Source organism: Seonamhaeicola sp. S2-3 (assembly GCF_001971785.1).
GTDB lineage: Bacteria > Bacteroidota > Bacteroidia > Flavobacteriales > Flavobacteriaceae > Seonamhaeicola.
Window position 1 is genome coordinate 2,531,495 of record NZ_CP019389.1, and the last position, 15,863, is coordinate 2,547,357.

At 32.3% G+C, this 15,863-nt stretch carries 12 protein-coding genes; 5 read left to right on the forward strand and 7 right to left on the reverse strand.

Features of this window, described 5'->3' with window-relative positions; all coding sequences use genetic code 11:
- Window positions 1-252 precede the first annotated feature (252 nt).
- From ppdK to BWZ22_RS11005, 5 genes are all read left to right on the forward strand, one after another.
- Window positions 253-2,982 (forward strand): pyruvate, phosphate dikinase, encoded by a 2,730-nt coding sequence (ppdK, locus tag BWZ22_RS10985; RefSeq protein WP_076700002.1) that lies wholly within the window; start codon window positions 253-255, stop codon window positions 2,980-2,982.
- A gap of 410 nt (window positions 2,983-3,392) precedes the next feature.
- The gene (locus BWZ22_RS10990) at window positions 3,393-4,493 is read left to right on the forward strand and encodes a sensor histidine kinase (RefSeq protein ID WP_076700003.1); all 1,101 of its coding nucleotides are present in this window, start codon (window positions 3,393-3,395) and stop codon (window positions 4,491-4,493) included.
- Window positions 4,494-4,501: 8 nt separating this feature from the next.
- Entirely contained in the window at window positions 4,502-5,821 is a 1,320-nt protein-coding gene (locus tag BWZ22_RS10995; RefSeq protein WP_076700005.1) for a sigma-54 dependent transcriptional regulator, read from the forward strand.
- A 374-nt stretch (window positions 5,822-6,195) separates the two neighbouring features.
- Window positions 6,196-7,491: a Glu/Leu/Phe/Val dehydrogenase gene (locus BWZ22_RS11000; protein ID WP_076700006.1), complete on the forward strand. Its 1,296-nt coding sequence runs from the start codon at window positions 6,196-6,198 to the stop codon at window positions 7,489-7,491.
- Between the two features lie 14 nt (window positions 7,492-7,505).
- A complete protein-coding gene (locus tag BWZ22_RS11005) occupies window positions 7,506-7,913 on the forward strand; it encodes a GreA/GreB family elongation factor (protein WP_076700008.1) in 408 nt (135 codons plus the stop codon).
- Window positions 7,914-8,160: 247 nt separating this feature from the next.
- On the opposite strand, the gene BWZ22_RS11010 is transcribed toward BWZ22_RS11005, so the two are convergent.
- The 7 genes from BWZ22_RS11010 to BWZ22_RS11040 all read right to left on the reverse strand — a co-directional run bounded on the left by BWZ22_RS11010 (window position 8,161) and on the right by BWZ22_RS11040 (window position 15,849).
- Window positions 8,161-10,662, reverse strand: a complete 2,502-nt coding sequence (locus BWZ22_RS11010; protein ID WP_076700009.1) for a T9SS type A sorting domain-containing protein — start codon at window positions 10,660-10,662, stop codon at window positions 8,161-8,163.
- A 91-nt stretch (window positions 10,663-10,753) separates the two neighbouring features.
- A complete protein-coding gene (locus BWZ22_RS11015) occupies window positions 10,754-11,608 on the reverse strand; it encodes a T9SS type A sorting domain-containing protein (RefSeq protein ID WP_076700011.1) in 855 nt (284 codons plus the stop codon).
- A gap of 26 nt (window positions 11,609-11,634) precedes the next feature.
- On the reverse strand, window positions 11,635-12,174 hold the full coding sequence (locus BWZ22_RS11020) for a phage tail protein (protein WP_076700012.1): 540 nt from the start codon (window positions 12,172-12,174) through the stop codon (window positions 11,635-11,637).
- Window positions 12,175-12,186: 12 nt separating this feature from the next.
- The gene (locus BWZ22_RS11025; protein ID WP_157607953.1) at window positions 12,187-12,501 is read right to left on the reverse strand and encodes a hypothetical protein; all 315 of its coding nucleotides are present in this window, start codon (window positions 12,499-12,501) and stop codon (window positions 12,187-12,189) included.
- A 79-nt stretch (window positions 12,502-12,580) separates the two neighbouring features.
- Window positions 12,581-13,177: a hypothetical protein gene (locus BWZ22_RS11030; RefSeq protein ID WP_076700015.1), complete on the reverse strand. Its 597-nt coding sequence runs from the start codon at window positions 13,175-13,177 to the stop codon at window positions 12,581-12,583.
- 9 nt (window positions 13,178-13,186) lie between these two features.
- The gene (locus BWZ22_RS11035; protein ID WP_076700017.1) at window positions 13,187-13,819 is read right to left on the reverse strand and encodes a response regulator transcription factor; all 633 of its coding nucleotides are present in this window, start codon (window positions 13,817-13,819) and stop codon (window positions 13,187-13,189) included.
- A 5-nt stretch (window positions 13,820-13,824) separates the two neighbouring features.
- Window positions 13,825-15,849: a sensor histidine kinase gene (locus BWZ22_RS11040; protein ID WP_076700018.1), complete on the reverse strand. Its 2,025-nt coding sequence runs from the start codon at window positions 15,847-15,849 to the stop codon at window positions 13,825-13,827.
- Window positions 15,850-15,863: the final 14 nt, after the last annotated feature.

Genomic DNA, 15,863 nt, shown 5'->3' on the forward strand with positions numbered 1-15,863 from the left:
TTAAATATAATCTAATACCATTAAGCAACACAAACTTTAGTGGGTCTAGTGCAAGCTTTAATATGTTGTCTGTTTTAAGAGAATAATTTTACTATTTATACAATTTACACATTATACAATCTACGCACAACTTTTGAACCTGACCCATTAATGGTTTAAGATTATTATATGATTTATATCATAAAATGTGAGTAAGAATAGATGTATTTTTATGGGAATTGCAAGAAAAGTATCAACTTAAATTAATAAGTCATGGAATTACTAGAAAATGTGAAGCCACACGTCTATAAATTCGGTGATAAAAAAGCCGACGGTAATCGTGAGATGAAGAATTTACTTGGGGGGAAAGGGGCAAATTTGGCAGAAATGAGTTCCATTGGCATACCAGTACCTCCAGGTTTTACTATAACAACAGAAGTTTGTACAGCATATAATACTTTAGGAAAAGAAGCGGTTTTAGATTTAATTAAAGATGAAGTAGAAGCATCTATTGCTAATATTGAAAATTTAATGGGAACAGAATTTGGAAACAAAGAAAACCCATTACTAGTTTCAGTACGTTCAGGCGCCAGAGTTTCTATGCCAGGAATGATGGATACTGTGCTTAATTTAGGCATTAATGATGAGGTTGTTTTAGGTTTAGCAAAAAAAACCAATAATGAGCAGTTTGCTTGGGATTCCTACCGTCGTTTTATTCAAATGTATGGAGGGGTTGTTCTAGGTATGAAGCCACAATCAAAAGAAGATATAGATCCTTTTGAAGAAATTATAGAACACCTAAAAGAAAAAAGAGGTATTAAGTTAGATACCGAATTTACAGTTCAAGATTTAAAAGATTTAGTATACGATTTTAAAGATATAATTAAAAAAACTACGGGACATAGTTTTCCAACCAATCCGTGGGATCAATTATGGGGAGCCATAATAGCTGTGTTTGATAGTTGGAATGGAGACCGAGCTATTTACTATAGGAGCATGAACGGATATCCTTCAGATTGGGGAACAGCTGTTAATGTGCAAGCTATGGTGTACGGTAATATGGGCGATAATTCTGGTACAGGTGTTTGTTTTACAAGAGATGCAGGAACAGGTGAAAATATATTTAATGGCGAGTATTTAATTAATGCACAAGGAGAAGATGTAGTAGCAGGGGTTAGAACGCCACAACAAATAACAAAAATTGGGTCTCAACGTTGGGCAGAATTAGCACAAGTAGAAGAGGCAGAACGAAAAGATTTGTATCCTTCTTTAGAAGAGTTAATGCCTTCAATTTTTAAAGAATTAAATGAATATCAAGATATTTTAGAAAAACACTATCGTGATATGCAAGATATGGAGTTTACCATTCAAGACGGCAAACTCTGGATACTTCAAACAAGAAATGGTAAACGTACAGGTGCCGCCATGGTTAAAATAGCTATGGATTTATTAAAAGAAGGTTTAATAAATGAAAAAGAAGCTCTATTACAAATAGAACCCAATAAACTAGATGAGTTGTTGCATCCTGTTTTTGATCCACAAGCATTAAAAAGAGCACACGTTATTGCTCAGGGCTTGCCAGCTTCTCCTGGAGCTGCTACGGGTAAAATTGTCTTTTTTGCAGATGAGGCAGATAAATACAAAAGTAGCATTTTGGTACGTATAGAAACCTCGCCTGAAGATTTAGAAGGGATGAACATTGCTAAAGGAATTTTAACAGCTCGTGGTGGTATGACTTCACATGCAGCAGTGGTTGCTAGAGGTATGGGAAAATGCTGTGTCTCTGGAGCAGGAGCTTTAAACATTAATTATAAGAAAAGAACCTTAACGGTTGATGGGCATGAGTATCACGAAGGTGATTGGATTTCTTTAAACGGCTCTACCGGCAATATTATTGAAGGTAAAGTGGCTACTATGGAACCCGAGTTAAGCGGAGAGTTTGCTGAGGTTATGAAATTAGCTGATAAGTACGGAAAAATAAAAGTGAGAACAAATGCAGATACACCAAAAGATGCCAAAGTAGCTCGCAATTTTGGAGCACAAGGTATTGGTTTAGCTAGAACAGAGCATATGTTCTTTGAAGTAGATAGAATTAAGGCTATGCGTGAAATGATTCTTGCAGATACCGTTAAAGGAAGAAAGCATGCTTTAGAAGAGTTATTGCCAATGCAGCGTGCCGATTTTGAAGGGTTATTTGAAGCTATGGGAGGTTCGGCAGTTACTATTCGTCTTTTAGACCCGCCATTGCATGAGTTTGTGCCACATCAATTAGCTACTCAAAAAGAATTGGCAGAAGACATGCACATTACATTGCAAGCAGTAAAAAATAAAGTGGCTGAATTGGAAGAATTTAACCCTATGCTAGGACATCGTGGTTGTAGATTGGGTAACACTTATCCAGAGATTACAGAAATGCAAACACGAGCCATTATTGAAGCGGCTTTAAATCTTAAAGAAAGAGGAATCATTTGTAAACCAGAAATCATGGTGCCATTGGTAGGAACTGTTAAAGAGTTTGAAGCGCAAGAGCAAATTATTAGAAGTACAGCCAGTACCATTTTTGAAGAGCGAAATGATTCTTTAGAATATTTAGTTGGTACCATGATTGAAATTCCTAGAGCGACTTTAATAGCCGATTTAATAGCCGAAAAAGCCGATTTCTTCTCATTTGGAACCAATGATTTAACCCAAATGACCTTTGGGTATTCTCGTGATGATGCCAGTAAATTTTTACCAATATATATTAAAAAAGGTATTTTAAAAGTAGATCCCTTTGAAGTACTAGACCAAGAAGGTGTAGGCCAATTAATTAAAATTGGAACCGAGCGTGGTAGAAGTACTAAACCGAACTTAAAAGTTGGAATTTGTGGTGAGCACGGTGGAGAACCTAGCTCTATAGAGTTTTGCTATAATACAGGATTAGACTACGTAAGTTGTTCTCCTTATAGAGTACCTATAGCTAGACTAGTATCGGCTCAAGCAGCCATAAAGACAACTTTATAGTGTTTTCCGTTTTTCTTTTTTTGATTGAAACCCTCAAGGCATATGTGGCTTTGAGGGTTTTTTATTTCTATTTGTTATGCTGAACTTGTTTTAGCATCTAGTTTTTATTTAAAATAAGCTGAATAATAAGTGGGTTATTTTATGGCAAAAAATGATCTTTTCTTGTGAGATGATTTAGCATTATTATAATGTATGTTTTTAAATTCATCATTTGGGGTTACACAAATAAAGTAAAAGAAGTAAGTATAATTAAGGAGTCTAAATTATAACAATAGAGTATTATGATGTTTCAGGAAAAGTTTTATTTAATTTTCTTATTCTATAGATATAGAATAACTGTTTCAATTAACAAATTTTATTAAAACAATAATATAAAGAGTAGCTTTGTATTTTAATTTAAAGAAAACCCGGTGTCATTTTCAGTTTCTACAGAGAAAAAATTAAAAGAGCGAATTAAGGAACTCACTTGTTTGTATGAGGTAAGTTCATACATTTCTAATTGTGATTTAAATTATATTAAACCTACTCTAGTAGCTATAGCCAAAAGCTTAAAAAAAGCAATACAGTTTCCAAAAGATGCCACCGTTTCTATTACAGCAAACAACTTTACCGTATCAGATGAATCCATTAAAAAGGATGTTGTTTACATGATTTGCGCCATAAAATCGTTTAACAAAAATATAGGCGCCATAAAAGTAGGGTATTTAAAAAAGCATTATACATCTAAAAGCTTTTTAAATGAAGAAGAGCAATTACTAAAAAAAATAGCTCTTGAAATAGGAGGCCTGTTTGAGCGTAAAGAAATACTAGAAAAGGAAGCTTTAACAAGACGTCAAATAGAACGTGCAGATAGATTGTCCATTTTAGGTGAAATTACTGCAGGAATAGCACATGAATTAAACACACCATTAGCAAATATTTTAGGGTATTCAGAATTATTAAAAGAACAATTTACCAATAATAATAAAGCAATTAATGATTTAAATAAAATTATTACCAACGCAGAATTCTCTAGCGAAGTTGTTAAAAAATTAATGTTTTTTTCTTGCGAAATGCCACAGCAAATGGCCGTTACAAATATTACCCCAATAGTAAAAAACGCCATAAGCTTATTAAAGCCTAATTTCACAAAAAAGCAAATACAGTGTCATTTAGAAATTGAAAAAGAGAGCATTTGTATGCGTGTTGATAGCATACAACTTACCCAAGTACTATTTAATTTGGTTATTAATGCCATATATTTTTCTCCAGTAAAAGGACAAATATGGGTTTGTGTTTACGAAAAAAACAACGATGTAGTAATAGAGATACGAGATGAAGGTCCAGGTATACAAAAAAGCCAAAGCAATTCTATATTTAATCCGTTTTATACTACCAAACCATTAGGAGAAGGTTCTGGTTTGGGCTTAAGTGTTGTTCATGGTATTGTAAAAAGCCATAAAGGGGAAATAAAGCATCAACCAAACTCACCAAAAGGTACTGTTTTTACAGTACATTTTCCTAAACAGTAACTTATAATATGAGCTTAAACAGTGAAAATATTTTAATTGTAGATGATGATATTCATATTTTAGAACTCATCCAGCGCCATTTACAATCGCTTAATTACCATGTTTATAAAGCAATTTCTGTAAAAGAAGCCTTAAATATTTTACAAGGAAGTGATATAGATTTATTAATAACAGACTTAAACATGCCTGGTGTAGATGGTTTAGAGTTAATAAAATATACCACAGAACATTTTCCTGATATTCCAAAATTAGTAGTTACAGGTTACCCATCTGTTGATGGCGCCCTAGAAGTAATGAAAACGGGTGCTATAGATTACCTTACTAAACCATTTACAAAAGAAGCTTTAAAAGGAGCCGTTAGTAAAGCATTTTCTCAAAAACCTAATAGAAATACACCTAAAACAAATAGTAATAATAGTTATGGAGACATTATTGGGCAATCTAATGCAATAAAGAAAGTTACAGAAGTTATAGATAGAGTTAAGAATAATAAAGCCACTGTTTTTATATCTGGCGAAAGCGGAACGGGAAAAGAATTAGTAGCGCGTGCCATACACTATATGGGCAAGTATGCAACAGCTCCCTTTATAGCGGTTAATTGTGGTGCTATACCAGAAAATCTTTTAGAATCAGAATTATTTGGATATGTCAAAGGAGCCTTTACAGGAGCAAATGAGAGTAGAAGAGGTTATTTTCAAGCCGCAAATAAAGGGACTATTTTTTTAGATGAAATTGGTAATGCCTCTATGGCTACACAATTACGATTATTGCGGGTGTTACAAGAAAAAGAAGTAACTAGAGTTGGGGCTCAAAAAGCAGAACCTATAGATGTACGTGTTATTGCTGCAACAAATATAGATTTAAAAGATTTAATTAGTAAATCTAAGTTTCGAGAAGATTTGTATTATAGGCTAACTGTAGTAGAAATACCTGTACCAGCATTGCGTCATAGGATTGAGGATTTAAAACTTTTAATAGATAAATTTTTATTCAAGTATGGTGTAGAATATAAAGACAGGTTAGTAACCATATCTCCAGAAGCATTAAGTATATTAGAGCGTTACAGGTGGCCCGGGAATATTAGAGAGTTAGAAAATGTTATACAACGAGCAGTAATTATGTGCGATAAACAAATAACTGTTTCAGATCTACCAAATCATTTAAAATATACCATTACTTTTTCAGAAGACCAAACAGAGTTGTTGCCATTAAAAACTATTGAAAAACAATACATCTTAAAAGTATTAAAAGCTACCAATAATAATAAAACCAAAGCCGCAAAAATTCTTCAAATAGACAGGAAAACTTTAAGCGAAAAAATTAAATAAACGTTTAATTTTTATTGGGTAATTTTTCCTCAATAGAGTGTTTTTTCCTCAACTATTACTTTCTTTATAATATCTTGTTTTAGGTGAAACTTACTGATTACAAGCTCTTTAGTTGTTTTTTGGTTTGTGTCAAAAATAATGGTATGCCTATTGCCATTACGGTATAATAAAGACATAATTTATGAATCAATTTAATAAAAAGAGTTTATGTTATAGCTGTAGGTTTATTTCAAACTGTAGTTTAACTACAGATAAGTCATTTATTTGGTCATGTACAGAATATGAGAGAAACTCAAAACAACACAAAAAATCTCAATCAAAGACACGGGTTTTATACACGTTATAGTAATTCAACTTTAAAATTATAAAAGCAAATGGCATTAGTAAAGGCAATAAAAAGCAGTAAGCCACCAAAACAAGGTATGCTAAAAAATGTAATGGCACAATTTGAGGCAGCATCAAAGTTGGTTAATTTAAACCCTAATATCAAAAAAATATTAGAAGTAACTAATAACGAGCTTATTATTTATTTTCCGGTACGTATGGATAATGGAACTATAGAAATATTTAAAGGCTATCGTGTTCAACACAATAATGCATTAGGACCTTACAAAGGTGGGTTACGTTATCATCCAACTATAGATATAGATTCTGTAAAAGCACTAGCAATGTGGATGACTTGGAAAACCTCTTTAGCAGGTTTGCCATATGGAGGAGCAAAAGGAGGAATACAAATGGATACCAGTAAATATTCTACTGCCGAGTTAGAACGTATCACAAGACGCTTTACATATGCACTAGGTGAAAACATTGGTCCAGAACATGATATTCCTGCCCCAGATGTAAATACCAATGCACAAACTATGGCTTGGATAGCAGATACCTATATGTCTACAAAATCTCCTTCAGAGCGTTCTAAAAACCAACATGTTGTTACAGGAAAACCTATAGGTTCAGGAGGGTTAGAAGGTAGAGATAGAGCTACAGGATATGGCGTGTTTTTAACAATTAAATATTGGGCAAAACATAAAAATGTTAATTTAAAAGGAAAAACCTTTATTGTACAAGGTTTTGGAAATGTAGGCTATTGGGCTGCTTATTTTTTAGAGCAAGAAGGAGCGAAAATGGTTGGTGCTCAAGATGCTTATGCTAGTATAACTTATGAAGATGGAATTAATGTTTCACAGTTATTAGAATACACCAAAACGAATCAAGGTAGTATTGAAGGATATCCAAACGCAACATCTATTGATAAAGATGCTTTTTTTGGATTAAGTTGTGATATTTTAATTCCTGCTGCCTTAGGAAATCAAATTACTGTTGATAATGCTCCAGCAATTAAGGCCTTTTTAATTGCAGAAGGGGCAAACGGTCCTACTACAGTAGAAGCAGAACAAATTTTATTGGAAAAGGGGGTAGAAATAATTCCTGATATTTTATGTAATTCAGGAGGTGTTATAGGTAGTTATTTTGAGTGGCTACAAAATAGAAATGGCGAATTATGGCAGTTAGATGATATATTAACAAAACTAGATAAAAAGATTAAAGACGTATTTAGAAAAGTATTAGAAACCTCGAAATCTAAAAAAATTGATATGCGTTCTGCTGCTTATGTTTTAGCCATAAAACGAATTGAAAATGCGTATGTACAACGAGGTATTTTTCCTTAATTAAATTTTAAGCTATGAAATACGGAAGTATTATTTTAGAAAAAACAGAATATATAACCTTAAAAAGGTTGCTTAATTTATCAGAGAGTTATAAAAAACATCCTAGAAAATACTCTGTTGATAGATTGAAAAATGAACTAAATCAAGCTATTATTGTAGATGAAGCAGATATTCCTAAAGATGTTATAAGACTTAATTCTGTTGTAACGGTAACAACAACAGATGGATGGGAAAATTCTTTTGAGTTAGTGCTTCCTGAAGAAAGTGATTATCAAACTAATAAAATTTCAATATTAACTCCTATGGGGCTTGCTGTTATTGGGTATGCACAACATGATGTTATTGATTGGGAATTTCCAGGTGGAAAGAAATCGTTGCATGTTGAAAGTGTTAGTCAAAAAAATAAAAAACAAACAATATAATGAAGTAAGAAATTCATTTTAAAAATGATAATGATGAAGCGTTTTTTTAAGTTGAACACGCAACATATGTAGCATTTCCAGAAATTAGTTTCTAAAAAAAATATGGTATCATGACTTATAATTTTGTCATGATACCATAAATAAATTAAATAGATTTTTTCTGATGTATTAGATTAATTAATCTTTTTATAAATCTAGAAAATTTATCTAATGCTTAGACTTGAGAATACCATTAATAGGACTTTTATTATTCTTTAATGATTTTAAAATTTTGCGATTTGTTATTGTTTGTCATTTTTAAGATATATACTCCCGAAGGCAGTTTAGAAACATCAATGGAATTTGATGTTTGATTATTAGCTTCTATTATTTTTTGCCCATGTAAGTTGTATAATTGATAATTAAAATAATTAACAGATGTTTCAATGTTTAATACATTGTTCACTGGGTTGGGATAAACGTTAAATGACTTGGCACTAATTGTTTCTGTATTTAATGCGCTTTGACTTTCGTAAGCACCTATATCTATAGTTACGTTTGAAATACGAAGATTACCAGTAATATCTGTACTTTCTGTATTAAAACTATTGTCACCTGCATTTACAAGTATACCGACATTAGTTGGGTACAAACCGTCATCTTGGGTACCCCAAATACCATCATTACCAATAGGATTACTACTATTTATAAAAGGATCTGAAGTAAGTTGGGTAAAACTAACCCCTGAATTACCTAAAAGATAAGAGGTCTCACTAAAATTATTAATGCTATTTGAGTTAATAATAGCTGCAGGATAAACACTGCTGTTATGAATATCATTACCGTTTGCATAAAATACAGAGTTGTGTAAGGTAACTTCAGAGCTTGGTGAATTTATCATGCCACCACCCCTGTTTTCTGTAGTTGTATTACCATAAAAAGTTGTGTTAATTATGCTAGGGGAACTCGAAAAGTTATGTATACCACCACCTGCTTCTGCCGAATTTTCAACAAATACAGTATTAATAATGGTAGGAGAAGCCCCTATATTATATAGTCCGCCACCATATTTTGCTGAATTTCCAACAAATATGGTATTAATAATAGAAGGTGAAGCACTAACGTTACTCATACCGCCACCTTTTCCAGTGGTAGAATTGTTTACGAATCTAAAGTTACTGATGGTAGGATTTCCATGGTTTTGCATACCTCCTCCATTAAAATTATTAATGGATTGACCATTAACAATTGCTTGCCCAATACCATTTGCATTTCCTTGGGTTATGGTAAAGCCGTCTAATAAAGCAGCATTGGTAAGGTTTGTAGTAATCACAACTCTTAAGGTATTATCGCTGTTGTTGTCTAGTACACCTACATCACCACTCAAAATGGTTGGGTTACTATAGTCTTGGGTGTCATTACTTACATCATAGCTTCCTTTTAGTTGAATATCATTTTGAATTAAAAAATAATAATCTCTAGGGCTGGTGCAACCACCAGTGCATAAACGAGAAGTTGATGGTTTAAAGGTTTGTCCTCCAGCTACACGTATTTCGCCTGTAAAACCACAGTCTTGTATAGCCAGTGCAGTTTCTATATCGGTAAACGCATTTGTCCAACTGCGACCATCATTAGTACCTGTAGCGTTTGCATCTACATAAATAATGGAATCAGAACTTAAATTGATACAATAATTTTGAAATTCATTAGCTCCAATATCAATAGTTGAGTTATTTATCCTTGGATTTCCTACCAAATCTAAGTCGTTATTTAAATTACCACCAGCATTCGTGTATGCTGTATTGCTACCAGCATCTATGGCAGGAGAGTTGTTATTTAATTGATAACCATTTGTGTATAAAGGGTCTGTGTTTTCTATATTGTTACTTCCTGTTATGTTAGGTGGTAAGTTTCCATTGTTACCACTTGTTCCGTTATAAAACAAACAATAATTTGCAGTTCCCGTACCCGGACCATCGTCATTAATATTACCATTGGCACCACTATTATTGGTAAAAATGGTATTTGTTGCATTGATGCTACCGTTATAAAAATGTATACCACCACCACCATTATTGGAGTTGTTGTTTGCAATGGTACAATTGGTAATGTTTATGGTGCCACTTTCGGCAGACATAGCGCCTCCATTATTGTTGGCTGAATTGGAATTGAAAAGCGTATTAATTATTTCTAAAGTTCCTCCATATGAAACCAAGCCTGCGCCTACAACAGCAACATTACTTCTAATGCTACAGTTGAATATTTTGTTATTTCCATTGTTATAGACTCCTGCACCAGTACGTCCAATATAAGTTGGGGAATTTTCTGTGAGATCATCGGCATAGCCCCACTGTATATAAAACCCATTAATTTCAGCGTTGTTACCAACCATGGTTACAATGGTATGGCTATCTCCAGGGTTTTCGGTTAAGGAATTATTTAAGTCCCCACTTAAAATGGTAGGGTTTTCAGCCCAATTACGCGCATCGGCTGTGGTTTCGGTGCCGTTGAAGCCTCCTAGAATAGTGGTACCCTCGGGGATAACAAAACTATCGGTTTCTAATGTTCCAGGCGTGTAGGTGCCTTGTGCTACCCAGATTTCATCTCCAGAATTTGAATTTGTTAAGGCATCTTGAAGGTTGCTAAAAGCATCTGCCCAAGACGTACCATCGTGGTTACCTCCAGAAACATTGATGTTTACATAAATTGTAGTTTGAGCTGTAAGTCCTATAGATAATAATAGGAATGTAAAAAGTAGTGTTTTTTTCATCATGAAATAATTTGAATTTTTAGGTGTCTAAGCTAATTGTAACGACAAAAAAAGAGGTCAAAATATTTATTTTAACTTCTAAAAATATAAACTATTTTATAGCAATTTTTACAGTATGAGATTTGTTCTCGCTTAATATTTTTAATATATATGTTCCTGGCGACAGTTTAGATACATTAATAGTATTTGATGTATTGTTTTTGTTTTTGAGCAAAACTTGTCCTTGTATATTATATAAAACATAACTATACTCTTTTATTTCTGTTTTAATATTTAAGATGTCATGGTTGGCATCTTGATAAACTTTAAAACTATTGTTTAAATTGGTTATATTATCAGATGATAAAGGAGGAGTAGCATAGTCCCATACGAAAGCATCTAAACTAATATAATCTAATTGTTGGGTACCTGTAAACACCAACTCATCAATGGGAGTATTAGAATAATCTACGCCACCTTCTGTAGAAAGATCTATAAATGTAAATCCATTGTTAGGAGAAAAAATATCTACATTAGAGAACCCTGAGTTTTTGGTGATTGTAAAAACAGTATTATTATCTTTTTTACCTTCAATGGTTAAATATCCAGAGCTAAAGTTTTGTAATGATACATTAGAACAAAACACATAAAAACTAGACACTTTAATATCTGTACCATCATTGGTTTTTACAATAAGATTTGTTCCGTTTCCTGGACCATTAAGACCGCCTGTATTGTCTATAAACTGATCATCTACAGTGCTTCCATTCCAACCACAATCACTGCAATTGTATATATCATAGGTTTCATCATTATTATTGCTTGATATATTAAAGGTTAAGCCGTTATCTGTAAATGTATTTGATTCAACAACTTCATCTTCAAAAGTTTCTGTGCTTTGAGAATGAGAAGAAAAAACATTAAACAGTGTTAGTAATACAGATAGAATTTGTAGTGTTAATTTCATAATTTAATTTTTTTTAATAGTTGGGGTTAGTTTCTAGAAGGGTAAATACCTTGTAAGGCAATGCAGTATTTAATTCCTAAATAAGGGTTTCTATTATTAAAGGCAACTCCGTCTCCCGTATTATTTATTTCAATAGATTCAGAATTTAAAGAAATATCTGGAGTATCAATGTTATAACTTTTAACAGCTGAAAAATCTCTGGCACCTCCAGTCCCAACAGTAGCTATTGAGGCATCTACTTCTGCTTTTTCTAAAGTAGCATTTTTAGAATTTACTTTTAATGTTGATTTGTGACTATGAGAAGGTAAATTTTCTACTTTAAGCTTGATACTTTCTTGTCCTCCATAATTTCCTTGCGCTATATTAGCACTTACACCTACTAAAGAGCGATTTCTTAAATCTGGTAATGCAAAGGTAGTTTGACCATCGCCACCATAAGTATTGCCTAACAAAGAAAATAAAGCTGGGTTATCTGTAATAGAAAGTAATTGTCCATTACATTCTGCCCAACCTCTTGGAGCAAAATGAAATGCAAATGCCTGAATTTGTCCTATAAAGGGTTCCATAATTGTAATATTTTAAGAAGGGTTAATAATTAATTCACTTAGGTCTACTTGAACAAGAGTACCATTTTTACTTTGCAAAGAACAACCTCCATATTTGCTTACAGTAAGCTCTAAATCACCTTGGTTATCAAAACGATAACAAACTTCTGAAGTATGGACACGAATTAGAACGCCATATTTTTCTATAGGAAAAGTTTCGCAACCAGGCAGTCTGTCTTCACCTAAATAAGTAAAGTTTACAGCACCAATACCTGGTATATTCATATACGCATTTGTTAATCCAGATATAGTATTTTTATCATGACGATTAATAATGCGATCATGCATATTACCATCTGCGCCATAGTACAATAAAAAGGAATAGTAATAATCATTCTTAATTAATAAGTTGAACATAATATAAAGGTTAAGTTTTTAAAAAAAATAAAATTATTAAAGCTAACGGATATGAACTATACGTAGGTCTACGTAATTTAATAAGTGTGTTTTGATATTGAATAAAAGAAAGTCCAATGATGCATTTAAATTGTTTTTCAATTTTTAGGGAATTACATTGATAGCGTTTACAGAGTTGGTTTAGCGAGTTTTTTTCATTTAAAAAGTGCAGATGAAAAATAATATAATCTAATACTGAAGGTTCAAAGTTTTTAAGTTTGGGTGTATTAAATTGAGTTAAAAATTCATTATGGTTATTCGCTTTTATATCTATATTATTTTGTTGTAAATAGCTTATGTATGTTGGTCTGCATTTAACTACAAATTGGGAGGATTTTAATTCTAAAGGACTAACAAACGGTTTGTGGTAGGCTATTTTGTTTTCTTCAGAATATAAAATATAGCTAAACCCATCGGGTTGTAATTGATAATGGTCATTATTGCTTAGGCTTATATAAAAGACATCAACAACCCAATAATTAATAGGTAAATAGTATTTGTGTTTTGAGATAATAGTTAGCTGTAGTTTTAATGTTTTAAAACTATAATACCTTGTTATGAAAAGCAATACGTAGGTTTACGTATTAAAAAGATTAGGGTGTTGCTTAAGCCAAATAAAAAGAGCATTTTGGTTGGAAGAATCTATTTTTAGCTTTTTTATAATGTTACTTCTGTGCTTTTCTACCGTACGTTTAGAGATAAATAGAGCTTCGGCAATTTGTGTACTACTAAGGTTTTTGTTTAAATATTTAAGTATTTTTAGTTCTGTAGCTGTTAAGACATCTATTGCTGTATTGGTATCGCTATTAAAATGAATGTTGTTTTTTAATTTTTTGCCAATATAAGTGTTGTTTTTAGTGATGTGATTTAAGCAATCTTCTAGTTCTTCTAAAGCACTGTCTTTAGTTAAATAACCATGTATAGTGTGACCAACCTCGTTTAGTAAGGTTTCTTGCTTATGAAGGGTTAAAAGAACAACTCGTATAGGAATAAGGTTGCGTTTTAGTTCTTGCGCCACTTCCAATCCGTTAAGAATAGGCATATCAAAATCTAAAATAGCTATATCTGGTTGGTGCTTTAAAATTTTGTTATAAGCGGTATTGCCATCGGTAGCGGTGTCTAAAATTTTAAACCATTTTTTTTCTAAAAACGCTTTTGTGCCATTAAGTATAAGCGGATGGTCGTCTGCAAGTATAATAGTTGTGGGCATTGTTTTTAGTGTTTTAAAACCTTTATTTGTACAGTTGTGCCTTTTCCTTTTGTAGAATCTATGCTTAATTGAGCACCAATAATTTGGGCACGTTCTTTAAGTGTTTTTAAGCCTAAACTATTTAAAATTTCACTACTTTCTGAAACATCAAAACCAATTCCGTTATCTTTTACTTGAAATAAAACAGAAGTGTTACTGTCTTCAATTGTAATATTACAGGCTTTTGCTTGCGAGTGTTTTTCAACATTGTTTAAACATTCTTGCAACATTCTAAAAACAAAAATTTCTTTGTCTTTTGAAATTTCTATGTTTTCAACGTTTATAGTTTCAGAATAGAAAATATCGGAATGCTTCTGGAAATTTTTAATTGTATTTTTGATTGAAGCCAACAAGCCTAATTTTTCAAACTGAAAAGGATGAAGACTTTGTGATATATTTCTTACTTCATTAATGGTGTCGTCTATAATTTTTGTGTCTTGGCTTTGCATGTCGTTTAGCAACACTTTGTTTTTTATAAGTAGTAAACTCTGGCCAACACTATCGTGCAATTCGCTTGAAATACGCTTGCGCTCGGTTTCTATGTTTCTAATTAAATCTTGCGAAAATACTTCTTGTAGTTGTGCTTTTTTTTGGGAAAACCGTCGCGAATTCCATAAAAAGATAATGCTAAATAATGCCAATAGCGCCAAACCACCAAACCATAACGTTTGTCTTTTTCGTTTGTTTTGCTCGTCAAGAAGTGCAATTTTACTGTTTTGTTCTTCTATCTTTTTATCGCGTTTGGCGGTTTCATAAAGTGTTTGGTAATAGGCCAGTGCTTTTGTTTTTTGTACTGATTGTATAGAATCTTCAATCTTTTTTGAGGTTTTGTAAAAGCTAAGCGCCTTATTGGGTTTATTTAACTTTTCATAAACTTCAGCTAAGAATTTTTGAGCTAATATTTTGCCTTCAATATCGTTGCTTTCAGAAATAATGTTTAAATGTTCAATACCAAGTCTCTTTGCTTTATTGTAATCTTGCTCAGCAAAGGCTACTTTTTTTATAGCTTTATAATATATAGCTTTATGAATACCTTCTGTGTTTTGCTTGTCTTTTTCAACTTCTTTTAAATAGGATTTGGCTTTTTCTAAACTATCGTTTTCGGCATAAGCAATAGTTAATTCACTTAATAGAATAGGGTTAAAATAATTGAAAAAATTCGATTTTTTATTTACAGCAACAGCTTTGTGAAGATTTTCAATACGTTGCATTTCTAAGCCTTGCTTTTTTAAATCATTGGCTTCGTTAACATACAACGAAATAAGCTGCCCGTAACTGTTGGTTTTGGTAGCTAATTTGATAGTTTCTTTGCGTTCTTGTTGTGCTTCATCTATAAAACCATTGGAGCTATACAGTATGGCCAATGCGTTTTTGGCAGCAATAATATTAAAGGTGTCCTTTACCTGAATAAAAATTTCTGAGGCTTGTTTTAAGGTTTGCGATGCGAGCGCAAATTTTCCTTCGTCGGAGTAGGCATAGCCTTTATACAAAACAGCAAATCCTTTAATACGATGGTTCTTGGCTTTTTCGGCATAAGTAATGGCTTTGTTGTAATGAGCCATAGCCGAATCTACTTGTTTGGTAAAGTAAAAACTATCGCCAGAATCTATATACAAACTTGCTAAGTTTCTATTGGTTATATTATTTTTTAGAGTTTTAAAATACGTATTATAAATATCAAGACCTATTTTTGGTTTTCCTAAAATATTATTGTGATAGTTAATTAGATTTGTAGTGTTGTAAGCTGCCAGATTAAAAGAGTCTAGCTTTATTGCAAAGTCTATAGTAGTGCGCGCTATAGAGTCATAACTCAAATTGGGTTTATCTCTAATAACCGCTGTTAAACTGTCTAGAAGTACTAACTTTTTAGCCTGATTGCCTTCTGAATGTATTTGGGTTTTTAATTCATTTACTAGCGTTTGTAAATTGGTCTCTTGTGCATTTACAAATGAAAAAAATAGTAGATAAAATACGAGTGAAAATTGTTTCATTTGGGGTAATTTTC